Origin of the sequence: Nitrosospira sp. Nsp2, assembly GCF_003050965.1 — a bacterium.
Taxonomy (GTDB): domain Bacteria; phylum Pseudomonadota; class Gammaproteobacteria; order Burkholderiales; family Nitrosomonadaceae; genus Nitrosospira.
The window spans coordinates 230,384-254,609 of the sequence record NZ_QAOU01000004.1 but is presented as its reverse complement, the minus strand read 5'-3'; the positions used below and the strand labels follow the sequence as shown (position 1 = coordinate 254,609).

General features: G+C 55.5%; 19 protein-coding genes. 3 read left to right on the top strand and 16 right to left on the bottom strand.

Annotated elements, in window-relative coordinates:
• The first annotated feature begins 7 nt into the window (after window positions 1–7).
• Together C8R31_RS10990 and C8R31_RS10985 are read left to right on the top strand one after the other, a co-directional pair.
• Window positions 8–2,113, top strand: coding sequence for a M3 family metallopeptidase (locus C8R31_RS10990; RefSeq protein WP_107694179.1), 2,106 nt, complete (start codon window positions 8–10; stop codon window positions 2,111–2,113).
• Window positions 2,114–2,344: 231 nt separating this feature from the next.
• Window positions 2,345–2,896 (top strand): cytochrome P460 family protein, encoded by a 552-nt coding sequence (locus tag C8R31_RS10985; RefSeq protein ID WP_107694105.1) that lies wholly within the window; start codon window positions 2,345–2,347, stop codon window positions 2,894–2,896.
• Between the two features lie 226 nt (window positions 2,897–3,122).
• On the opposite strand, the gene secA is transcribed toward C8R31_RS10985, so the two are convergent.
• Both secA and C8R31_RS10975 read right to left on the bottom strand, forming a co-directional pair.
• Complete coding sequence (gene secA / locus C8R31_RS10980; RefSeq protein ID WP_107694104.1) at window positions 3,123–5,864, bottom strand: preprotein translocase subunit SecA; 2,742 nt, start codon at window positions 5,862–5,864, stop codon at window positions 3,123–3,125.
• 83 nt (window positions 5,865–5,947) lie between these two features.
• Window positions 5,948–6,865 carry a M23 family metallopeptidase gene (locus C8R31_RS10975; protein ID WP_107694103.1) on the bottom strand — a complete coding sequence of 306 codons (918 nt, stop codon included), beginning with the start codon at window positions 6,863–6,865 and terminating at the stop codon, window positions 5,948–5,950.
• Between the two features lie 26 nt (window positions 6,866–6,891).
• Here C8R31_RS10975 and C8R31_RS10970 point away from each other — a divergent pair, with 26 nt between their 5' ends.
• A complete protein-coding gene (locus C8R31_RS10970; protein ID WP_107694102.1) occupies window positions 6,892–7,347 on the top strand; it encodes a DUF721 domain-containing protein in 456 nt (151 codons plus the stop codon).
• 112 nt (window positions 7,348–7,459) lie between these two features.
• On the opposite strand, the gene ftsZ is transcribed toward C8R31_RS10970, so the two are convergent.
• The 14 genes from ftsZ to ftsL form a co-directional block, all read right to left on the bottom strand.
• Window positions 7,460–8,623, bottom strand: coding sequence for a cell division protein FtsZ (ftsZ, locus tag C8R31_RS10965; protein ID WP_107694101.1), 1,164 nt, complete (start codon window positions 8,621–8,623; stop codon window positions 7,460–7,462).
• A gap of 125 nt (window positions 8,624–8,748) precedes the next feature.
• Window positions 8,749–9,987: a cell division protein FtsA gene (ftsA, locus tag C8R31_RS10960; RefSeq protein ID WP_107694100.1), complete on the bottom strand. Its 1,239-nt coding sequence runs from the start codon at window positions 9,985–9,987 to the stop codon at window positions 8,749–8,751.
• Between the two features lie 67 nt (window positions 9,988–10,054).
• Window positions 10,055–10,783, bottom strand: coding sequence for a cell division protein FtsQ/DivIB (locus C8R31_RS10955; RefSeq protein WP_107694099.1), 729 nt, complete (start codon window positions 10,781–10,783; stop codon window positions 10,055–10,057).
• Window positions 10,773–11,693 carry a D-alanine--D-alanine ligase gene (locus tag C8R31_RS10950; protein WP_107694098.1) on the bottom strand — a complete coding sequence of 307 codons (921 nt, stop codon included), beginning with the start codon at window positions 11,691–11,693 and terminating at the stop codon, window positions 10,773–10,775. The genes C8R31_RS10955 and C8R31_RS10950 overlap by 11 nt, the downstream gene beginning before the upstream one ends.
• A 48-nt stretch (window positions 11,694–11,741) precedes the next feature.
• Window positions 11,742–12,719, bottom strand: a complete 978-nt coding sequence (murB, locus tag C8R31_RS10945) for a UDP-N-acetylmuramate dehydrogenase (RefSeq protein WP_107694178.1) — start codon at window positions 12,717–12,719, stop codon at window positions 11,742–11,744.
• Window positions 12,720–12,750: 31 nt separating this feature from the next.
• A complete protein-coding gene (gene murC / locus C8R31_RS10940; protein ID WP_107694097.1) occupies window positions 12,751–14,208 on the bottom strand; it encodes a UDP-N-acetylmuramate--L-alanine ligase in 1,458 nt (485 codons plus the stop codon).
• Between the two features lie 75 nt (window positions 14,209–14,283).
• Window positions 14,284–15,357 carry an undecaprenyldiphospho-muramoylpentapeptide beta-N-acetylglucosaminyltransferase gene (murG, locus tag C8R31_RS10935; protein WP_258192677.1) on the bottom strand — a complete coding sequence of 358 codons (1,074 nt, stop codon included), beginning with the start codon at window positions 15,355–15,357 and terminating at the stop codon, window positions 14,284–14,286.
• A gap of 61 nt (window positions 15,358–15,418) precedes the next feature.
• Window positions 15,419–16,582 (bottom strand): putative lipid II flippase FtsW, encoded by a 1,164-nt coding sequence (gene ftsW, locus C8R31_RS10930; protein ID WP_107694095.1) that lies wholly within the window; start codon window positions 16,580–16,582, stop codon window positions 15,419–15,421.
• Window positions 16,582–18,012 (bottom strand): UDP-N-acetylmuramoyl-L-alanine--D-glutamate ligase, encoded by a 1,431-nt coding sequence (gene murD / locus C8R31_RS10925; protein WP_107694094.1) that lies wholly within the window; start codon window positions 18,010–18,012, stop codon window positions 16,582–16,584. The genes ftsW and murD overlap by 1 nt, the downstream gene beginning before the upstream one ends.
• 10 nt (window positions 18,013–18,022) lie before the next feature.
• Window positions 18,023–19,108, bottom strand: a complete 1,086-nt coding sequence (mraY, locus tag C8R31_RS10920) for a phospho-N-acetylmuramoyl-pentapeptide-transferase (protein ID WP_107694093.1) — start codon at window positions 19,106–19,108, stop codon at window positions 18,023–18,025.
• A 96-nt stretch (window positions 19,109–19,204) separates the two neighbouring features.
• A complete protein-coding gene (murF, locus tag C8R31_RS10915; RefSeq protein ID WP_107694092.1) occupies window positions 19,205–20,581 on the bottom strand; it encodes a UDP-N-acetylmuramoyl-tripeptide--D-alanyl-D-alanine ligase in 1,377 nt (458 codons plus the stop codon).
• Complete coding sequence (locus tag C8R31_RS10910) at window positions 20,578–22,143, bottom strand: UDP-N-acetylmuramoyl-L-alanyl-D-glutamate--2,6-diaminopimelate ligase (RefSeq protein ID WP_181320558.1); 1,566 nt, start codon at window positions 22,141–22,143, stop codon at window positions 20,578–20,580. Before C8R31_RS10910 ends, murF begins: the two co-directional genes overlap by 4 nt.
• Window positions 22,140–23,903, bottom strand: coding sequence for a penicillin-binding protein 2 (locus C8R31_RS10905; RefSeq protein ID WP_107694091.1), 1,764 nt, complete (start codon window positions 23,901–23,903; stop codon window positions 22,140–22,142). Before C8R31_RS10905 ends, C8R31_RS10910 begins: the two co-directional genes overlap by 4 nt.
• Window positions 23,900–24,202 (bottom strand): cell division protein FtsL, encoded by a 303-nt coding sequence (ftsL, locus tag C8R31_RS10900; protein WP_107694090.1) that lies wholly within the window; start codon window positions 24,200–24,202, stop codon window positions 23,900–23,902. The genes C8R31_RS10905 and ftsL overlap by 4 nt, the downstream gene beginning before the upstream one ends.
• Between the last annotated feature and the right edge of the window lie 24 nt (window positions 24,203–24,226).

Below are 24,226 nucleotides of genomic sequence, written 5' to 3'. Positions count from 1 at the left end.
CGACAATATGATGAATCCACTGCTTGATTTTTCCGGACTGCCGCGCTTTACGGACATTCGAACCGAGCACATCGCTCCCGCGGTAGCGCAATTACTAACCGAGAACCGCACGCTCGTTGCCAGGGTACGCGAGGATACCGCTCCGCCGACGTGGGACAATTTCGTGCAGCCTATGACTGATGCGAACGAGCGCCTGTCCCGCGCCTGGGGACAGGTTTCGCACGTGAATGCAGTGGTTAATAGTCCGGAGCTACGCGAGGCCTATAACGCCAGTCTACCGCTAGTCACACAATATTATGCCGAACTGGGCCAGGACCAGGCGTTATTCGAAAAATTCAAACAGCTGCACAACGGAAAAGAGTTCGAGAATCTGAGTAGCACTCGGAAGAAGATTATAGAAAACGAGTTACGGGACTTCCGCCTAGGCGGCGCGGAGCTGCCGCAGGAGAAAAAAGCGCGATTCCTCCAGATTCAGGAGGAATTATCTGCGCTCGCTTCCAAGTTCAATGACAACCTGCTGGATGCCACCAACAACTTTGTATTACACGTGGAGAACGCCGACGAGCTTACCGGCATACCCGAGGATGCCCTCATAACGGCAAGGGGACTCGCGGAGCGGGATAATGCCGCGGGCTGGAAATTCACCTTGCATGCCCCGTCATACATGGCCATCATGCAATATGCCGACAACCGGGCGTTGCGGGAAAAGATGTATCGCGCCTACTCCACCCGCGCCAGCGAAATCGTGCCATCGGGTTCTGTCAAGGCTAGTGCGGCTAATCTCGATAATGCGCCTCTTATTGCGAAAATACTTGAACTTCGCCAGGAAGAGTCGAGGATGCTGGAGTTCGATTGCTACGCAGAAGTGTCGCTGGCAACAAAAATGGCTTCGACGCCAAAACAGGTTCTGGAGTTCCTCGGTGACTTGGCGACCAAGGCGAGACCCTATGGTGAGCGCGACCTGAAAGAGTTACAGCAATTCGCCGCCGACAAGCTGCACCTAGATTATCTGGAATCGTGGGATCTGGCCTACGCAAGTGAAAAACTTCGCGCTGAACGGTACGCATTTTCCGAACAAGAAGTGAAGCAATATCTTCCCGAAACAAGCGTCTTGCCCGGAATGTTCAAACTGGTGGAGAACCTTTACGGTATCACCATCGCTCCGGCGGATGAAGCGGGGATTCAGCTGTGGCACGCGGATGTAAAACTTTTCAATATAACCGCCACCGACGGAGAACTGATCGGGCGATTCTATCTTGATCTTTATGCGCGGCCCGGCAAGCGCGGTGGCGGATGGATGGATGACGCGATCAGCCGTCGACGCGTTGAGGCCGTGGATGCGAGCGAGCAAGGGATCCAGGCGCCTGTCGCCTATCTCAACTGCAATTTTTCAGGGCCTGTCGTAGTTGACGGCCACGTCCGCCCTGCCCTGTTTACCCATGATGAAGTGATCACGTTATTCCATGAATTTGGGCATGGTCTCCATCATCTGCTGACCCAGGTGGAAGACCTGGGCGTTTCCGGCATACATGGAGTGGAATGGGATGCGGTGGAATTACCCAGTCAGTTCATGGAAAATTTTTGCTGGGAATGGGAAGTGCTGGGCAATATGACCAGACATGTGGATACCGGCAAGCCCATTCCCCGCGAGCTGTTTGAAAAAATGCTGGCGGCCAAGAACTTTCAGAGCGGCCTTCAAATGCTTCGTCAAGTGGAATTCGCCTTGTTCGATATACGCCTCCACTATGATTTCGATCCGAGCAGAGGCAAAACAGCGCAGCAATTACTGGACGAAATTCGTGCACAGGTAGCGGTGATCATCCCCCCCGAATTCAATCGCTTCCCCAACAGTTTTTCGCATATTTTCGGCGGCGGCTACGCCGCCGGCTATTACAGCTATAAGTGGGCAGAAGTATTGTCGGCGGACGCCTACAGTCTTTTCGAGGAAAGTCACGCGGGCCAAGTAATTAATGCTGATACCGGTACGAGATTCCGGAACGAGATCCTTGGGGTGGGAGGAAGCCGCTCTGCACTGGAGTCATTTATAGCCTTCCGCGGACGCGAACCTACGATCGATGCTCTCCTGCGTCACAATGGGATGATGCGGGTCTGAAACTGGCGTGAGCCGGTTAGCATCGGGGAAACGGCAATAGATTGGCGGAAGTATAATAATGCGACCGTCAACTAGGCACATCTGTGAATGACAGTTGACGCAGCGCGTTTGAGTTGAATCAGGGTATCCCGAACTCATACAACATTAATCAGGCGCTTCCAGCGTGACAAGCAAGCCATAACAGATAATATTTTATATCGCTGTCGATAATAAGGAAGGAGAAAAAATCAAATGAAATGTTTCAACGGGATTCTTTCGGCTGTCGCGCTGACAGCAATACTGGTGGGTTGCGCGCAAGTGCCTCCCGCTCCTCAGGTTCAGAAATACAAGGATGGGGAATTACCCCTTCCCGCAGCGTATAAGAGTTGGCCGAAATTCCTTTCCGATATTCAGCGCGCAGACAACAAGCAAGTCCGGGAAATCTATATTAACCCGATTGGACACAGCACCAAGATGGGCGATTCCTTCCCCAACGGGACCATTTCCGTGATGGAAATTTACAAGGCGCGCGAAGCGGCCGATGGTTCTCCCTTGAAGGGGCCAGATGGCAAATTTGTAAAAGGTGAATTGCTGAAAATAGCGGTGATGGGGAAAGGTGCCGGATGGGGTGAAACCGTTACTCCTCCAGAACTTAAAAATGGGGACTGGATCTACGCGATGTACATGGCCGATGGAAAAACCAAGGCTCCAGATGATACTGCCACATGCCGCGCCTGCCACTTGCCGCTGAAGGACAAGGATTATATCTTCCGTTACGACGAGTATTTTCAGAAGCGCGGATAATATCGTGATCGCTCGTTACGCTTGCTGCAAGCCAATCGCAAGCGTAACGCGCCTGCGACCTCTCGCATACGCTCCGCGATAACACCCACCGGGGCGTCCGTCAAACCCTCTTGAATAGATAACGCAGCATGGATACTGCGCAGGAGCGGACGGATGACTGCGTGTCCGTGCTCGGATTACCAGTCGAGTTGGCGACTGAGCGTGGCACGAGACCTTAGTGGCATTCTCAGCTCAGCCTACCGTGGCATTGTTTATATTTTTTTCCTGATCCGCAGGGGCAGGGATCGTTACGGCCGATTTTTCCGCCTTGACGAACAAATGGTTGCAGCTTTTCAGGACGCTCTTGAGCTTCTTTGTCCTCCTGGGGCTCCTCTTCCCCCAGCGCCTCTTCGTAGGCTGCGTGATGGTATTGCACGTTGACCGGCGGCGACTGCATCTCAGCCACTGCTTCCACTTGTTGCTCGCTTCGTATCTGGACGGTCATGAGTATCCTGGTAACCTCTGCCTTGATCTCCTCAAGCATGCCCGTAAAGAGCTCAAACGCCTCGCGCTTGTATTCCTGTTTCGGGTTTTTCTGCGCATATCCACGCAAATGAATACCCTGGCGCAAATGATCCAGGGCAGCCAGATGCTCACGCCAGTGCGTATCCAGGCTCTGCAGCATTACAGCCCGCTCGTACTGATGCATGATTTCCACCCCGACCTGGTCCACCTTGCTCGAATAGTGCTGGTCGGCTGCGCCGATAATCCGCTCATGAAGGTTCTCCTCATGCAGGTCGGAGTCTTTTTCCAGCCACTCGTGCACCGGCAACGACAGTTGATATTCGGCGGTTAAAGCTTTCTCCAACCCCGGAATATCCCATTCTTCTTCAACGCTCTGCGACGGCACGTGAAGAACGATGAGATTGCGCAGCATATCCGTACGCATCGCGGTGATGGTCTCGGAAATATCCTGAGACTCAAGAATCTCGTTACGCTGCTGATAGATCACCTTGCGCTGATCATTGGCGACATCATCGTATTCCAGCAGTTGCTTGCGAATATCAAAATTGCGGGCTTCCACCTTTCGCTGAGCGTTTTCGATGGCGCGGGTGACCCATGGATGTTCGATAGCTTCCCCTGGTGGCATATTGAGCTTTTGCATGATGCCAGCAACGCGATCGGATGCGAATATGCGTAGAAGGGGGTCTTCCAGGGAGAGGTAAAAACGGCTCGAACCCGGATCGCCCTGACGGCCGGCGCGGCCTCGGAGCTGATTATCCACACGACGGGATTCGTGCCGCTCTGTGCCGATGATATGCAAGCCTCCCTGCTTCAGCACCTCTTCGTGCAGCAGCTCCCATTGCCCCTGCACCTCTGCAATACGCTCGTCTTTATCCGCGTCGCTCAAATCGCTGTCAGAACGAAGGCGCTCAAGCTCGGGTTCCGGATTGCCCCCAAGCACGATATCGGTACCCCGGCCGGCCATATTGGTGGCAATCGTGATCATCTTTGGACGTCCTGCCTGAGTTACGATCTCCGCTTCCCTCGCGTGCTGCTTTGCATTTAGCAGCTGGTGCGGCAAGTTGTCGCGCGTCAGGAGACTCGACAGCAATTCATTGTTCTCAATCGAGGTCGTCCCAACAAGAACCGGCTGCCCTCTCTGATAGCAGTCCTTGATGTCTTCGATTATGGCGTTGTATTTCTCATCCATGGTTCGGAAGACCTGATCCATCCTGTCAATCCGTACCATGTCACGATGCGTTGGAATAATGACGGTTTCCAGCCCATAAATCTGCTGGAATTCGTAAGCCTCCGTGTCCGCCGTTCCCGTCATGCCGGCCAACTTCTGGTACATGCGAAAATAATTCTGGAAAGTGATGGAGGCCAGGGTCTGATTCTCTTTCTGGATCGGGACCCCTTCTTTGGCTTCCACTGCCTGATGCAACCCTTCGGACCAGCGCCTTCCCGACATGAGCCGGCCAGTAAATTCGTCAACGATCACCACTTCGCCATTCTGTACTACGTAATGCTGATCGCGCAGGAACAATGCGTGCGCGCGCAATGCGGCGTAAAGATGATGGACGAGGTTGATGTTTGCGGGGTCGTACAGGCTGGTGCCCCGCGCGAGCAAGCCGCTTTGGGTAAGCAATTTCTCCGCGTGTTCGAACCCTGCCTCGCTCAATAGCACCTGCTGGGCCTTTTCGTCGACACTGAAGTCGCCGACGCCTTTCTCGGTTTCCTGCCGGACAAGTTTAGGAATGAGCGTGTTCATGCGCACGTACACGTCGGTATTGCCTTCCGCCTGGCCTGATATGATCAAGGGCGTGCGCGCCTCGTCAATCAAAATTGAATCTACCTCATCAACGATGGCGTAGTTGAGCATGCGTTGCACCCGCTCGACAGGATGGCTGACCATATTGTCCCGCAGGTAATCGAAGCCAAATTCGTTATTGGTGCCGTAGGTAATGCCAGCGGAGTACGCAGCCTGCTTGTCGCCATGGTCCATCTGCGAAAGGACTACCCCAACGCTGATACCAAGAAATTGGTATATGCGCCCCATCCATTCCGCATCCCGCTTGGCGAGGTAATCGTTGACCGTGACAAGGTGAACGCCCTTGCCAGCCAGCGCATTGAGATATACCGGCAAAGTCGCCATCAATGTCTTACCTTCGCCTGTTCTCATTTCGGCAATTCTGCCGTTATGTAGCACCATGCCTCCGATCAACTGCACGTCGAAGTGGCGCATGTTTAAAACACGTTTGCTCGCCTCGCGCACGACCGCGAACGCTTCCGGCAAAAGAGCATCGAGGCTTGTGCCGTCGGTGATGCGTTGTTTGAACTCTTCGGTCTTTGCGCGCAGCTCTGCATCCGTAAGGGACGCAGTTTTGCCCTCCAGCGCGTTGATTGTTGCAACAGACTGGAAATATTGTTTGATCAGCCTATCGTTACGGCTTCCGAAGACTTTCTTTAACAAATTGTTCAGCATGAAATCGGAATATTCAATTAAACGACGTCCAAAAAATAAGGGGTGAGGTTTTTGGCCTCACCCCCGCAGAGTATTCATCCGGCTCAACCGGGCATCTTCAAGAATCGGGATGGATTTTGCGGTAAGCCCCTGTGCCTGACTTCAAAATGCAAATGCGGACCGGTAGAACGGCCAGTGCTGCCCACCTCTGCAATTTTCTGTCCCCGCACCACTACCTGGCCGACTTTGACCAAGCGCCTGGAAGCATGCGCGTACCTACTGACGAACTCATTACCGTGGTCAACATCGATCATATTACCATATTCGGGATGGTAGTCGGAATACACCACCACGCCACTCGCCGCAACCACAATCGGAGTTCCCGTCGTGGCCATAAAATCAACCCCCTCATGAAACGCGCTACGTCCTGTGAAAGGATCGATGCGCACTCCAAATCCGGAGGAGTACCACTTTGCCTCGATCGGCATCACGGAGGGAAGCATCTTCTTCTTGAGCCTGTCCTGCATCAAGACCGAATCCAGTGCGCCGAGCTTGTCGCTACGGTCATCTAAAATAGCAGACAACTCCTGGATTTTATTGCCCATCTCTACAAACGACAGATCTTGAGTCGGAAGAGTGGGGTGCGCTCCGCCCTGCCCCGGGCTTTGATTGAACAAGAATTCCTGTGGCTTCATGCCGGACAACTCTGCCAAGCGCGCGCCTACGGAATCAAGACGCAACAGTTGCGCCTGCATCTGGCCCATCCTGATAGCCATTGCATTCAAACTATCGCGCAAATAAGACTGGGCTTTCTGATGCTCTTCCTGATGTACGCTTAGAACAAGCGACCTGAACGTGGGACTATCGAGTTTGTCAGCATAGCGCAGGGAGAGATAATTCAACCCCATCGCCAATAACACGGAAGACGAAATGAATGCCGCTGCCAGCAATACAAAATGCTTCGTTGTTAAGGTCAGAGTTCTGGCTTTTGCCAAATTGTTGGAAATTAGAATAATATTCATCTCATTCCCTAAATTATGATTCAGCCATGGCCGCGCGCAAAATCAACTTTTACCTCGGGTCCTTGAGGCTGACGCCCGAGCATCAACGGGTGTTTAACTCGACAGACAAGCTTATCGCGATGCAACAGGTATTCATGAAAATTGCCCCGCCTCAACTGGCTCAGCGCAGCGCCTTAGGCGCGTTCGTTGACGGAGACTTGACCATATACGCCCGAAACGGCGCAATTGCAGCAAAGCTCAGGCAAATGCTGCCCTCGTTATTATTAAAATTTCGGGCGCGGGGTTATGAGGTTACTGCAATTCGGATTGCGGTGCAAGCAAATTACCATAGTACTATCGAGCCTGATGTAACGGTAAAAACACGCCAGATGGGCCGGGCAGGCGTCGAAAGCCTGGCTAATCTTGTCGTAGCGTTGCCCCCATCGCCCTTAAGAACCGCGGTTGCAAGATTACTGAAACGGCAAGCCAAGAGTCCGGAGTAAGCCTATCGCGTCAAGAACTCATCCCGACACGAAAACGCAAGCGACCCCGCGGCCGACATTCATCACCTTCCGCTAACCGCTACGCGGCTGCAAACAACCGCTCATACTGATTCTAGTCGGCCTGCTTCCTCAGGAAGGCTGGAATATCCAATACATCCACGCCGGATTGTTTCATCGCCTCAATGGTTGCATCACGCCGCCTGGGTGTCCGAAACGAGGCTGGGGCATCGAGATCTTTCCAATTCATGCCATCTGCAAACGCGTTATCCGTCCCTGTGCGGGTGTGAACGACGCTAAACGGCTTGGACTGGGCGCGATTGACTACGCCTCCCAGCCCTGTCGCCACCATAGTCACCCGCAGATTTTCCTGCATATTCTCATCGATGACCGTGCCGACTATCACGGTCGCGTCTTCGGCGGTGAAGTCCTTGATGGTACTCATCACGTCGTGGACCTCCCGCATCTTCATTGCCGAGCTCGCGGTAATATTGACCAATATTCCTCGTGCACCCGAAAGATTTACGTCCTCCAGAAGGGGACTGGCAACCGCCTGTTCCGCAGCCGCGCGTGCGCGACCGGGGCCCGCGGCAAATGCGGAGCCCATCATTGCCATCCCCATCTCTGACATCACGGTTTTTACGTCGGCAAAATCGACGTTAACCAAGCCCGGGCAGTTGATGACCTCGGCGATGCCGGCCACTGCGCCATACAACACGTTATTCGCGGCCTTAAACGCGTCCAGCATGCTGATATCCTCGCCAAGCACGCTCATCAGCTTATCGTTGGGGATCACAATCAACGAATCTACATGTTGGGACAATGCATCCATGCCGACCTGGGCCGCCTTCAGACGCCGTCCTTCGAACGAGAACGGTTTGGTGACTACCGCTACCGTCAGAATGCCGAGCTCCTTAGCCACCTGCGCGACCACGGGTGCGGCCCCTGTACCGGTCCCGCCCCCCATTCCGGCGGTTATAAACAGCATGTCCGCCCCTTCAATCAACTCGGCAATGCGGTCGCGATCTTCCAGCGCTGCGTTGCGTCCAACTTCAGGATCGGCGCCCGCCCCCAACCCTTTCGTGATCGCTGACCCCATTTGCAGCAAAGTACGCGCCTGGTTGCGTTTCAGCGCTTGAGCATCGGTATTCGCGCAAATGAATTCCACGCCTTGCACGCCATTCTGGATCATGTGATCCACCGCGTTACCGCCGCAACCGCCGATACCGATGACTTTTATAACCGCTTCCTGTGTTTGTGTGTCCATGATTTCGAACATGACGCCTCTCCTTTATTAAATTGGACCAACTGATCCGTACCTATCCAAACCTTCCGTTTCTGCCCGCTCGCCGCACCCGCCCTATGCGAAGGCCTCACCCGCCCCCTGCACAAAGTAGACTGCGTTTAGAAATTAACCTGAAACCAACTCCTCATCCTTTCCAAAATCCGCTTAAAAGAGTTGCCCTGCAATCTTGTGTGCTGATGCCGCTGAAACTGCTCCATGCCAGCCACAATCAGGCCAATACCGGTAGAGCAACGCGGCGTGAGCACGACTTCTTCCAAACTGCCGTGGTAGTGCGGCAGACCCAGCCGTACGGGCATATGGAATATCTCTTCACCGAGTTCCACCATTCCCTGAAGGGAACTGCTTCCGCCGGTAATGACGATCCCGGATGAAAGCAATTCCTCAAAACCACTGCGGCGCAGTTCGGCCTGAACCATTGAGTAAAGTTCTTCCACGCGCGGCTCAATGACTTCCGCCAATGTTTGTCTTGAAAGCTGCCGAGTTCCGCGGTCTCCCACGCCCGCCACTTCAACCATTTCGTGGGGGTCTGCCATTCCCCGCAGTGCGCAGCCAAAACGGCATTTGATATCCTCAGCGTCCTTTGTCGGGGTCCGCAGCGCCATCGCGATATCGTTGGTGATCTGGTCCCCGGCAATGGGGATCACGGCCGTATGGCGAATCGCGCCGTGTGTGAACACGGCGATATCCGTGGTGCCCCCACCAATATCCACCAGGCAGACGCCCAGATCTTTTTCATCTTCGGATAGCACGGCCATCGCCGAGGCCAGCGGCTGCAACACTAAATCGCGTACTTCGAGCCCGCAGCGGCGCACGCATTTCATAATGTTCTGCGCCGCGGACACGGCGCCTGTCACGATATGCACCTTTACTTCCAGTCGAATCCCGCTCATGCCGATGGGCTCTCTTACATCCTCCTGCCCATCAATGATGAATTCCTGATTCAGGACGTGGAGAACCTGCTGATCATTAAGTATGTTCACTGCCTTCGCGGTTTCCATTACGCGTTCGACGTCCTGCCGGGATACTTCCTTGTCCTTGATGGCCACCATTCCATGCGAGTTGAAGCTCTTGATGTGGCTGCCGGCAATGCCGGTATAAACCTCACGAATTTTGCAGTCCGCCATCAGCTCCGCCTCTTCCAATGCCCTCTGGATCGCATTCACTGTCGTTTCGATATTGACGACCACGCCTTTCTTCAGACCCCGGGAAGGGTGACTGCCCATGCCGATCACCTCATACCCTCCCTCGGGTTTCACTTCCGCGACGATTGCCACAATTTTTGATGTGCCAATGTCGAGGCCCACAATCAGGTTTTTTGTTTCGTTGCCTCTACTCATCTACATCCAGAGCCTTAAATCTGCTGCATTCAATAAACCGACCGGGTTTCGCTGGCAAGCCACCCGTTCATCGCACCGCAAAGCCGTTTGGATAACGCAAATCCACATAACCGGGTTGTGGATTTAATTGTCCGCTGCTCCGGGGATACACTAGAACGTACCGCTCCAACCGGGCTTCCATCTGCTCTCGACCAAGCTCTACGACGGTTCCGTTATCAAGACGAAGCCGCCAGGCACGGCGGGGGGAAAGCTTGATTTCCCGGATACTCTGTTGAAGTGGTTGCAGTAATCCGCTAAACACAGTGTGCTGCCGTAACATTTCAAGCGGACTGTCGCCGGGACCCTCAAACAGCGGCAGTTTCTCATCCGAGACGGCATGAAACAGCTCCCCATGCACGTTTACTGTTGCGCTGCTGCCCCAGCGCGCCAGCGCAACATGTTCCTCAAGCGTCACTTCCAGGCTCTGCGGCCAAATGCGCCGCACGGCAGCGGTCCGGACCCAGGGTAACTTTGTGAATGCGTTTCGCAACGCGTCCAGGTCAACCGTAAAAAAATTTCCCTTGACTTCGTGGCGGACGACCGTCTCGATTTGCTCTCGGGTTACGTGTCTTAAGCTGCCATTACGACCGTTGCCGCCTTTGCCACCAGCCCCATCGCTACCGCTTATATCTATTTGCTTGAAAGGGAAAACGGGTAAATTCACCGCCCACTGGCTGATGTAATAAGCCGACGTCAGCGCAGCCGCGACGATCAGCACGTTCGATATCAGATCAAGTGCCTGATGGTTATCCCACATGTGCAAGCTCCAGTATCTGAAGCACTAACTCATCGAATGAAATTCCGGCCGCTTTCGCCGCCATCGGCACAAGGCTGTGGTCAGTCATGCCGGGGGACGTGTTAGTCTCAAGAAAATAGGGCCGTCCTGACTTATCCAGTATCACGTCGACCCTGCTCCATCCCTCGCAACCCAGTACGCGATGCGCACGCAGCGCCAGCGCCTGAATCGCCTGCTCCTGGATGCTGGATAAACCGCTGGGGCAGAAGTACTGGGTCCGGTCAGAAATATATTTCGCCTCGAAATCATATAATCCACTTTCGACTTCGATTCTGACGAGAGGCAGCGCGACATCTCCCAGAATCGCGGCGGTCAGTTCCGTGCCCTCGATAAACTGTTCGGCAAGTACCATTGCGTCATGTTGCGCCGCAATGCGCCATGCGACGGGTAAATCCTTTTCGTCTTCCACTTTGCTCAAGCCAATTGTCGATCCCTCGCGCCCTGGCTTTACGATCATGGGCAGGCCAACCTCCTTTACTACCTTGCCAAAATCACTCTCTTCGTTAATCAGGATATGATGGGGAGTGGTTATCCCCGCAGCCTCCCACAGCAGTTTTGTACGCCATTTATCCATTGCCAGTGCGCTCGCCATTACGCCGCTACCCGTATAAGGGACGCCCATGAGTTCCAGTGCGCCTTGTACAGTGCCGTCCTCGCCATAGCGTCCATGCAAGGCAATATGTACCCGATTGAATCCCTGCTCCAGAAGCGCCTCCATACGATGCTCGGAAGGGTCAAATGGATGGGCATCGACACCACAGCGCAGCAAGGCGCCCAGCACAGCATGGCCGCTTTTGAGCGAGATCTCGCGTTCAGCCGAGCGCCCCCCGAGCAGAACAGCTACTTTTCCAAAATTGCGATTACTTTCCATATCGTTCGTCCTGGACAAAACAGGAGCGGTATCGTGAACTCGGCACCATCATACGACCGATCCGATAATCCGCACTTCCGGTTCAAGCTCGACCCCGGTCTGCTCTTTCACCTTGCTGCGCACCGCCCCTATCAACGCTTCGATATCTGCCGCCGAGGCGGCCCCGGTGTTGACAATGAAGTTCGCATGCTTGGTCGAGACCATTGCTCCGCCAATACGAAAGCCCTTTAAACCGCACGACTCGATCAATCGGGCTGCCCAGTCTCCGGAAGGATTGCGAAACACCGAGCCGGCATTGGGCAGGTTTAAGGGCTGGCTATTGATACGCATTGCGAGAAGATTTTTGATCTTCTGCCGCGATTCCCCCTCGTCTCCGCTCGCCAGTCTGAACCATCCACCCACAAACCACTCCTCACCTGGAGAATCTCCAGTTATCTGCTCGTTCTGCTTCCCTAAACCCGCTCCATGCTTCAGCGCCACGTGCCGATAGGCGATCACATAATCGCCGACCTTTCGCGTGCGTAATTGTCCGTCCCGGCCGAGGGTCTGCACGTGCTCGACAATTTCCCAGGTCTCGGCGTCGTAGCACCCGGCATTCATTGCCAGGGCGCCCCCAACCGTACCCGGGATGCCCGCAAGAAATTCCGCGCCTGTCAAACTGTGCAGGGCAGCGAACCGCGCTACTTTTGCGCAGGCTACGCCAGCCCCTGCGTAGATCAATGACCCGTCCTTATCCCGCCGCTCCAGCCGCAGTCCATTAAGCCGCGCGTGCAATACCACCACGGTGCCCCTCACGCCACCGTCGCGCACCAGCAGATTACTGCCGAGTCCGACAACATATATCGGCTCATCGCGCGGCAAGCCGCGCAGGAACTCGGTAAAATCGGCCAGATCGGCGGGGATATACAAGCGTTCCGCTTCCCCGCCTGCGCGCCAGGAAGTATATTTTCTCATTGGCTGGTACACGCGCATCTCGCCGCGAAGCGGCCGCACACCAGGGATTAAATCAATTTCCGACATATCCATTTGCAATCCAGGAGTTGTTTCTGCCAGCGGGTCAAGCCGGTCTTTCATCCGTTGCGTCCACCGTCCCCTCGTTTCTGGCGCCAGACTCTCTCAGTAAGTTAGGCGCAACGCCGCCAACCGACCCTGCCCCCATCACCAGCACCACGTCGTTATCCTGAGCCACGTTATGAATGTTGAAGGGCAACTCGTCGACCGTTTCGACAAAAATCGGCTCCACTTTGCCTTGTACTCTAAGCGCCCGGGCGAGCGACTTGCTGTCCGCTGCAATCAGGGGTATTTCGCCGGCGGGGTAAACCTCAGTCAGAAGCAGCACATCCGCACTTGATAGCACTTTGACGAATTCCTCGAATAAATCGCGGGTACGGGTATAGCGATGTGGCTGAAAAACGAGTACAAGGCGGCGACCGGGGAAAGCACCCCGCACCGCCGCGATGGTGGCGGAAATCTCTGCCGGATGATGTCCGTAGTCATCAATGAGGGTAAAGCTTCCCTCTTCGGTGGTTCTGTTACCAGATAGGTTGATTTCGCCGTAACGCTGAAAGCGGCGATCAACACCCCTGAAACCTGCCAACGCCCGAACGATGGCGGGGTCAGGCACACCCAATTCGTTGCATACCGCGATGGCCGCGAGCGCATTCTGCACGTTATGCAGCCCCGGTAAGTTCAGCATCACGTTGAGCTTGCGGGTTTTGCCGTTCACGCCTATCAACGCAGCAAAATGCATCTGTCCCTCGCTGTGATGAATATCAGCGGCACGGACCTGCGCGTTATCCGATAAACCGTACGTGGTAATGGGCTTGGTAATGGCGGGCATGATTTCGCGCACTTGCGCGTCGTCCACGCACAACACCGCCATACCGTAAAATGGCAGATGTTGTACAAAGTCGACGAAAGCCTGCTTGAGCTTGCTAAAGTCGTGGCCATAGGTCTCCATGTGATCGGCGTCGATATTAGTCACGACGGCTAATACAGGTTGCAGATAAAGAAAAGAAGCATCGGACTCGTCGGCCTCGACCACGATAAATTCACCCCGGCCCAACTTGGCATGGGAGCCCGCCGCTTCCAACCGCCCACCGATCACGAATGTCGGATCCATCCCTGCTTCCGCGAGAACACTGGCAATCAGGCTGGTGGTTGTGGTCTTGCCGTGGGTTCCTGCAATGGCAATCCCCTGACGAAGCCTCAACAACTCGGCCAGCATGATCGCGCGGGGGACTACTGGCACGTTACGCTCTCGTGCCGCGATAACCTCGGGGTTCTCAGGCTTGATTGCAGTCGAAGTTACGACCGCGTCTGCGAATTGCACATGACTGCTTGCGTGGCCAATGTGAACAGTGGCCCCAAGTTTTCTCAAGCGCTGCGTGGTGGTTCCGTCCCACAGATCGGAGCCACTGACCTGATATCCCAGGTTAAGCAATACCTCTGCAATCCCGCTCATTCCGGAACCGCCGATACCGACAAAGTGAACACGCTTTACCTTATGCTTCATAGCGATAAACCATGCAGCGCGCGGCGATGAGTGAAAAAGGAAAAACGGCGGTATTATCGGTTTCCAGCACAGTCATCATCTCGTTATCATTTTCATGCATTCGTCCGCCACCACCCTGGTCGCCTCCGGTTTAGCCAGTTCACGCGCGTTGATTGCCATTTCCATGAGCGACTCCCGGCTCAATCCCATCAGTAACTCCGCAAGGACTTGTGGCGTCAATTCGTTTTGCGGCATCAGTACCGCCGCGTTCCTGTCGCTGAGAAATTTCGCATTGCACGTCTGGTGATCGTCCACCGCGTAAGGAAAAGGCACCAGAATGCTCGCCACGCCGGCGGCGCTTAGCTCGGCCACGGTGAGCGCGCCCGCACGACAGATCACAAGATCGCATTCGGCATACCGCGCCGCCATGTTGTCTATGAACGTAACAAGTTCGCCTTCCACTCCCGCTTCGGCATAATTCTTTTTCAGTGCTTCCAGGTGCCGGTTCCCAGCCTGATGCGTCACAGACGGCCGCGACGCTTGGGGAATGCGGTTCAAAGCCTGCGGCAAAATGGTATTGAGCGCCTGGGCGCCGAGGCTGCCACCAATCACCAACAGCTTCAGTCTACCGCTGCGCGCCGCGTATCTTTCCGCGGGCGAGCGCAATTGGCTGATTTCGTGCCGGACGGGATTACCCGAAAATATTACCTTTGCGCCGCTCTTGATCACGCCCGGAAAACCCAACAACACTTTGTCCGCAACATTCGCCAGAATCCTGTTGGCAAGCCCGGGAATCGAGTTCTGTTCGTGTATCAACAATGGCTTGGCCAGCAATGACGCCATCATTCCTCCCGGAAAGGCGGGATAGCCGCCCATGCCCAACACAACGTCCGGACGCACTCTGAGTATTACCCTGGCGCTTTGCCACAGCGCCAATAATAGACGCAGCGGCAACAGGAACCAGTTTCGGATACTTTTCCCACGCAAACCCGAAAAACGGATTGTTTCCAGGTCATACCCTTGCCGCGGCGCGAGCGTTGTTTCCATTCCTCCCTCGGTTCCGAGCCAAACGACACGCCAACCCGCTGACTTCATGTAATCCGCTACCGCAAGCCCTGGAAACACATGTCCCCCGGTTCCGCCTGCCATAATGAGAATCGTATTAGTCACGTCGACGTTGCATTAATCTGGATAGTTGAGGCGCATTTCTGCCGGTTCTCGTACCGCATTTTCATACCGGGAACCCTTTCGCCAATTGCCTGTTCTCCCAGTCCGCACGCATGAGCACCGCGAGCGTTATACAACTGGCGACGATGCTGCTACCACCGAAACTCATGAACGGCAGCGTCAACCCTTTCGTTGGCAGCACACCCATATTCACGCCCATGTTGATGAAAGCCTGCACACCCAGCCAAACACCAATTCCTTGCGCCGCCAATGCGGAAAAATGCCGTTCTCGCGCGGCTGCGTGCCTCCCTATGACAAATGCGCGTATCACCAGCGAGGCAAACAGCGCCACCACTGTTGCGACGCCGGCGAACCCAAGTTCCTCCGCGATTACCGCAAGCAAAAAATCGGTGTGCGCTTCCGGCAAGTAAAACAGCTTCTCCACGCTGCCACCCAAGCCGACACCCAGCCATTCACCCCGTCCGAATGCAATCAAGGCATGACTCAACTGATATCCCTTCCCGTAGGGATCGTCCCACGGATCCATAAATCCGAAAAACCGTTGCATGCGATAAGGCTCAATCCAAATCAGGATCAACAGAACGGCAATCAGGAAACCGATCAGCCCGGCGAACAGCTTCAGGTCCATTCCCCCCAGGAACAATATGGCCATCATAATGGCCGTTATAACGACGAAAGCGCCGAAGTCCGGTTCGAGCAACAGCAATCCGCCTACTACCAGCACCATGATTAACATGGGGAGAAATCCCTTGCGAAAGCTGTCGAGATGATGCGCTTTGCGCACGGTATAGTTGGCCACGTAAAAGACGATGAACAGTTTCATGAACTCTGATGGCTGGAAATTCACTATCCACAGCGATATCCAGCGACGACTGCCGTTTACTTCATGTCCTACCGCCGGAATCAACACTAGCGCCAGCAACGCGACGCCCAGCAGGAAGAGTGGAAATGAATATTTCTGCCACAGGCGCATCGGAACCTGAAAAGTCACCAGACCTGTCAGCAGCCCCACTGCCAGATAAGCGCCATGGCGGGCAAGAAAATGGGCAGGATTGCCATTCGTGCCGCGCCCGGCTTCGGCAATGGAAATAGAAGCGGAATACACCATCACCAGCCCCAGGCTCAGCAATAATATTGCGGACCAGATCAGTGACTGATCAAAATCAGGCAGGTTTTTTTTGCTGCGAATATCGTATTGAAAGATCATCAGTTAACAGTCGTTTGAGCCGCGGCCGTTTTTCCGGCCTGCAGGCTCCGCACCGCGGCGATGAATACCTCGGCGCGATGAGCATAATTTCGGAACATGTCCAGGCTTGCACAGGCAGGCGACATCATTACCGCGTCCCCCGCGCGCGCCAGCTCGAAGCTTTTTTGCACCGCCTCTTCCATTGTTTTCATGTAATACAGCGGCACGCGGCAATGATCGATGGCGGCGCCGATCTTGTCCGCGTCGCGCCCGATCAAGACTACCGCCCGTGCATGCCGCGCGATCGGTCCGGCCAATGGTGTGAAATCCTGGCCCTTGCCATCTCCGCCAGCAATCAAAACCACGCTCTGCCTCATGCCGTCCAGCGCCGCGACCGTCGCACCTACATTGGTGCCTTTCGAATCGTCATAAAACGTGACGCCACCCAAGGTCGCTACCTTTTCCATTCTGTGCGGCAAGCCCTGAAATTGGCGTAAAGCACGCAGCAGGGGCGGCGATGGAAGGTCTACCGCCCTGCATAGCGCCAACGCAGCGAGCGCATTGGCCACGTTGTGCAACCCGGTGACCCGAAGCTCACTGCTTTGCATCAGGCGCACGCCTCCCTGTGCCAGCCAGATACTCCCGCTCTCGTGCAACAGGCCAAAATCGTTATCGTTCGATGGCTGATCCAGACCGAAAGTCATCTGCTTACGTTCGGCGACCGCCATTGCCCGCACCACGGGATCGTCGCGATTCAGAATCTGAATCCCGCCCCCCTCTTTGCCCGCAACAGGGGTGCTCGTGAATATTCGCGCTTTTGCGGCGGCATAATCCTGCATTCCGAAATAACGATCGAAATGATCTTCGCTCACGTTCAGTACCGCCGCGGCGTCCGGTTCAAGGCTTCGCGTCGTTTCGAGCTGAAAACTGGAAACCTCCAGCACCCACGCCTGAGGAAGCGTCCCTGAATCTTCGCGCCGCATCAGGGCATCCAGTACCGCTGGACCGATGTTCCCGGCCACCTCGACATCCAAACCCGCTTCTTTCACCATTGCACCGACCATTGCGGTCACGGTCGTCTTACCGTTGGAACCGGTAATGGCAAGTATTCTTTGCTGCGAAGTGCCCGGTAGCCGGATTGCCGAAGCAAAAAGCTCCATATCACCCATGATAGGTATACCGGCCTGTACCGCCTGCTGCACGACGTGCTCCGCCATGGGCACTCCCGGGCTGATAGCAATGAGGTCTATGCCGGCAAATGCTTCGGCGGGATACCCGCCGGTGAATATGCGAACCTGCGGCAGAATCCGTTTTAACGCCTCCATACAGGGCGGTACGGCACGGCTGTCAGCGGCACGCACCTCCGCCCCCCTGCGCGATAACCACTTCGCCATCGAAAGCCCGGTCTCGCCCATTCCAAGCACAAGTACTTTTTTCTCTCGAAAGCTCATATGCCTGATTTCATCTCAACTTCAACGTGGACAACCCAAATAACACCAGCATCATGGTGATAATCCAGAACCGGACTACTACCTGGTTTTCTTTCCAGCCCTTCAATTCGTAGTGATGGTGGAGCGGCGCCATTCGAAAAATGCGTTTACCGACCAGCTTGAACGATGCAACCTGCAACATCACCGACAAGGTCTCGACTACAAAGACGCCGCCCATGATGACCAGTACGATCTCCTGCCGTATTATCACCGTCACAATCCCGAGGGCGGCGCCCAGCGCCAATGCGCCCACGTCACCCATGAATACTTCCGCGGGGTAGGCGTTGAACCAGAGAAACGCGAGTCCCGCACCAGCCAGCGCACCACAAAATACCGCCAGCTCACCGGCCTGGGGGATGTGCGGAATACCGAGATATTTCGCGAACACGGCATGCCCCGCTACGTAAGCGAAGATGGCAAGAGCACTGCTTATCATTACCGTGGGCATAATGGCGAGGCCATCGAGGCCATCGGTAAGATTCACTGCATTGCTCGTGCCTACGATGACGAAATACGCAAGCGCCACGAAACCGGCGACGCCCAGGGGTATCGCCACATGCTTGAAGAAAGGAACGATCATCGTCGTCTGCGCCGGCAGCTCTGCCGTCAAAGCGAGATATAACGCCACCGAAATCGCAATTGCTGATTGCCAGACCAGCTTGGCCCGCGCGGAAAGTCCCTTCGGATTGCGATATACCACTTTGCGGTAATCGTCCACCCAACCGATCATTCCGAAGCCAAGCGTGGTCACGAGTACAACCCAAACATAGCGATTGCTCAGATCGGCCCAAAGCAGCGTGGTAACGGCAATGGATACCAGGATTAAAGCGCCGCCCATTGTTGGCGTACCGGCTTTGACGAGATGAGTCTGTGGCCCGTCATCGCGTACCGATTGGCCGATCTTATAAGCAGCAAGCTTGCGTATCATGGCTGGGCCGACGATGAATGAAATCGCCAGACTGGTCAGGGCGGCGAGGACGGTGCGCAACGTAATGTAGTTGAACACGTTGAAGATACGGATATCCTTCGCCAACCATTGAGCGAGCTCTAGCAGCATGTCAACCGCCAGAACGAGGCATTGCTCATCAGCATGTGGAAAGACATCAATTGACGCGGCTCCGTTATCATCCGCACGTACTCGTCATTTAAGAGGTTATAACTCAACTCGCTTAACCACCCGCTCCATTTGCATGAAGCGCGATCCCTTTATCAGCATCGTATCGCCAGGCGCCAGCAGACCTTCGACTTCGGCAATCAACTCCTCGATTTTCTCGAAATGGCGAGCGCCCGCGCCGAACGCGGCCACCGAATAGGCGCTCAATTCGCCCATGGCTATCAAGTTATCGACACCGGCAGCACGCGCCTCCGCCCCTATACGTTCATGGAAACCTTTCGCAGCCGCGCCCAGTTCACCCATGTCACCGAGCACCAGTATCTTCCTGCCCGCCGCTTTCGCCAGCACGGCCAAAGCGGCGCGCACCGAATCCGGGTTGGCGTTATAGGTGTCGTCTAGCAAGGTTGCCCCGTGCAGGCCCTCCTTCTTCTGCATGCGCCCCTTCACCCCGGAGAAAGCACTCAACCCGGACATAATCGCCCCTGCGCCAGTTCCCAGGGCTACGGCTACTGCGGCCGCGGCCGCTGCATTTTCCACGTTATGCTTACCCGGAACCTGTAATTCCACGTCTTGAACCCCATCAGGGAGTAGTAGCGCCACGCTGCTCCCAAAGGGACCGGGCTGGTAGCGAGCAGTCACGGCAGCCTTTTGCTCGAGACCGAAATCCATCACTTTTCGGTTACCGGCGAGCCCACGCCACAGCGCCGCGTGAGGATCGTCCGCGTTTATGACAGCCACGCCTTGCTGATCAAGTCCCTCAAAAATCTCCCCCTTGGCACGGGCCACCGCCTCCACTGAACCAAGCGCTTCGACATGGGCGGCCCCCGCGTTGGTGATCAACGCCACGGAGGGTTTGGACAGACCGGTCAGATAGGCGATCTCCCCGGCATGATTCATGCCCATTTCGATCACCGCGTATTTGTGCCCCTTACGCAATCGCAAAAGCATTAAAGGCACGCCGATGTCGTTATTGAGATTTCCTTCGGTCGCCAGTACGATGTCGGAGCCGTTTCCCTGCCCAGGCTCGTCCGCGGTCTGGCGCAGGATAGAAGCGACCATTTCCTTTACCGTGGTCTTGCCGTTACTGCCGGTTACCCCGACAAGCGGAATCCCGAAACGCCTGCGCCAGTACCCGGCAAGCCGTCCCAAAGCCGATCTCGTATTGTCCACCAGTATCAGCGGAATCCCCGGCCGCGGGTTTCTCGTCCCCCAGTCCCGATGCACGATGGCTGCCACTGCTCCCTTTTCGATCACGTCGGCAACGAAATTGTGACCGTCAAACTTTTCCCCCACCAGCGCGATAAATAAATCGCCGGGCATGACTGCGCGGCTATCGGTACTGACTCCGTTAAACCATGCGTCTTCACCCAACCACTTTTCTTGCAAAGCACGGGCCGCCGCCTGGACGGTCATCATGTGTTGGCCATTGCACTTTCGAGCAGAGCCCGTCTTGCGACCTCTCCATCGTCGAAGGGAAGTCTTTTTCCGCCGACTTCCTGATACGCTTCATGCCCTTTCCCCGCGATCAATACGATATCGCCTCTTCGCGCGCGATATATCGCCCGATTGATAGCCGACGCCCGATCCTTTTCAATCTCGTAACGTGCGACGGCGCCCGACGCGATTTCACGGATAATGACATTGAGGTTCTCCTCCCGCGGGTTGTCGCTGGTAATGATGACCTCGTCCGCGAGTCGCGACGCCACTTCACCCATCAACGGCCGTTTCCCGCTGTCGCGCTCGCCCCCGCAACCGAACACACAGATCAATCTCGGCTTCCGGAGTTGTGTTCCCGCACCCCACCCCGAGCCGGCTTGAAGAATTTCGCGCAGCGTGGTCAATACTTTTTCCATGGCATCCGGGGTATGGGCATAGTCCACCACGATCAAAGGTCGATCACCGCCGCCGATTTGATGCATCCTGCCCGCTACAGGCCCGGCTTGCTGCAGGGATCGCACGGCCTCTTTGAATTCAATGCCGCTTGCCAGCAAGGTCGCGAGTACGCCCAGTAAATTGGATGCGTTAAAACCTCCTATCACGCCGGTTTTAAATTCCAGAGGTCGGCCTTCGAACTCGATATCGAACGCAAGCCCGTGGGGACTTACCTTGAGATTGCGCCCTTGCAATACTTTGAATTTGTCCCGCGTGCGCTTCGAATCCTCCAGCCCCGTGAAGCCGTAGCCGATGACCTGGGTGCCGCTACCGGTCATACGCTTGGCCAAATCAATGCCGAACGCGTCATCAAGATTGAGTACGGCATACTTGAGTCCAGGCCAGTAGAACAAACGCGCTTTGGCGGCAGCATACGCCTCCATGCTCCCGTGATAGTCGAGATGGTCGCGCGAAAGATTGGTTAGCATGGCGATTGCGAATGTCACGCCACTGATGCGCTCCTGCGCAATCCCGTGCGATGACACTTCCATTGCGGCGACACGAGCGCCACGCGACAGCAGTTCCGCCATTTTACGCTGCAATAACACTGCGTCCGGTGTCGTGTTGACGGTGGGTTCGAGCTCTCCGGGAAAGCCGACTCCCATTGTGCCGATAACCGCGGTTTTCGTGCCCAACGCAGTCATGGCCTGAGCGATCCAGTGGCTACACGAGGTCTTGCCGTTTGTTCCGGTCACACCGATAAGCTGTAATTTTTGCGATGGATGATCGTATACGTGATCAGCGATCATGCCCGCCTTCGCGCGGAGGTCGGGTACGCTCAAATTGGGGACCTTCCATCCGGGATTCCATTCAAAACCGCCACTTTCCCAAATGATTGCTTTTGCCCCCGCTGCGATAGCCTGAGGGATAAACTTGCGGGAATCCTGCTTGGCTCCCGCATAAGCGAGGAAAGCATCCCCCGGCTTGATCATGCGGCTGTCGGTCGACAGGTTGTCAATTTTGACACCCATACTGTCCAGCCGGTGAAAATCAAAATACATGCGCGATCCTTCCGGAAGCAGGTCTTCGTTTGACTGGAGAATCATGCATCACCCGGCGGTTTCGGCGCGGCAGTAAGCGACACAACGTTGGTCACGGGCGCGTCATGCGGCACATTCAGCATACGCAGAGCACCCGCCATGACACGACTGAACACTGGCGCCGCTACCGCGCCACCAAAATATTGACCAGCAGACGGCTCATCCAGCATCACGGCGATGACAAAGCGCGGATTGGACGCCGGTGCGTAGCCGACGAATGTCGACAGATAACGGTTTTTTGCATAGCCGTTGCCCTCCAGCTTGTGGGCCGTGCCGGTCTTTCCCGCCACCCGATAGCCGTTGATCCGGGCTTGCGTCGCGGTGCCGCCCGGCTGCGCCACCAGTTCCAGCATTTCGCTCACGGCGAGCGCCGTGTTGCGGGAAATCACGCGCTTACCTTCCGGCACATTTTCAAGCCTCAACAGGGACACCGGTTTCAACTCGCCTTCTGCTGAGAACAGGGTATAGGCACGCGCAAGCTGCAGAAGACTGACGGCAATGCCATGTCCGTATGACATGGTTGCCTGTTCGATAGGGCGCCAAGTTCGATAGGGTCGGAGCTTACCACTGACCTCGCCGGGAAATCCTGACCCTGTGGGCGTGCCAAACCCCACGTCGTTGAGCATCTCCCATAACGTTTGCGGCGGTAGTGACAAGGCAATTTTGGCTGAACCAACGTTACTCGATTTCTGAATTACTTGCGACACAGTCAGCGCGCCTTCCTTATGAGCATCACGTATGGTCGCCTTACCGATGGTGAACGTCCCGGGAGCCGTTTCCAGAACGGTATCGGGCTTTATTCCCCCTGTTTCCAGCGCCGCCGCAATTGTGAACGGTTTCAGGGTCGAGCCCGGTTCAAATTCGTCCGTAAGCGCCCTATTACGAGCTCGCCCGCCCTTCATGTTTTTCCGGTTGTTGGGGTTGTATACCGGCAGGTTGACGAGCGCCAGAATCTCGCCCGTTTTCGCGTCCAGCACTATGATCCCCCCAGCCTTGGCCTTATTGGCTTCTACTGCCTGCTTCAATTCCCGGTACGCCAGATATTGAATTTTGCCGTCTATGGACAAAGCAACATTCTGCCCCGGCTTGGGGGCCCGGATACTTTCCACATCCTCGACAATTCGTCCTTTCCGATCCCGGATTACCCGACGGCTGCCAGGCTTGCCCGCGAGCTCATCCTGCCACGCCAGCTCTACCCCCTCCTGTCCCTTGTCGTCCACATCGGTGAACCCAAGCACATGCGCAGTCAACTCGCCGGCTGGGTAATAGCGGCGGTATTCCCGTTTCAGAAACACACCGGGTATATTAAGTTCGACTACCTTGGACGCAATATCAGGCGACAAGTGCCGTTTGAGGTAGACAAAGTCCCGCCTTGAACCGGCGGACGACCCGGGCTGGCTGGCGCCGTGCTGCGTTACGTTTACACGCTTGCGAACTTCACCTACATCCAGATCGATCAGGTTTGCCAATTTTTTCATCTGCTCCGGCGTCGCATTCATATCCTGAGGGCTGCACCATACCGACTCAACCGGCGTGCTGATCGCAAGCGGTTCACCATTGCGATCGGTAATCATTCCGCGATTAGCATTCATTTCCAATACGCGGCTGTAGCGCGACTCGCCCTTCTCTTGCAAGAAGTCGTTGTGTATCCCCTGCAGATAAGCGGCTCGCCCCGCCAATCCCGCCAGACTCAGCACCAATAGCGCCGCCAGTAGACGTGAGCGTCCCGCGGGCAGCACAACATGCGGCAGGTGCCTGGCCTTCACTTTGGCGTTTCCAAAGAAGCAGCTGGATCGGCTGGCGCGGTCAGCGAGATAATTTGCACTCTTGACGCGTCCGGCAGCCGCATGTGCAGCTCCTCCGTAGCGATCTTTTCTACACGTGTATGCATCGCCCAAGTGCTCTGTTCAAGCTGTAATTGTCCCCACTCTACGGTCAGCCGCCGCGCCAGCGCCTGTTCATTTTCCAGTTCTACAAAAAGCTTGCGCGCCTTGTGCTGTGAAGTCACAACACTCAGCGCGCAGGCGATGAGGATCAAAGTCAACAGAATGTTTATTCTGGTCACATCAGTCTCTCATTTAACCGCGAA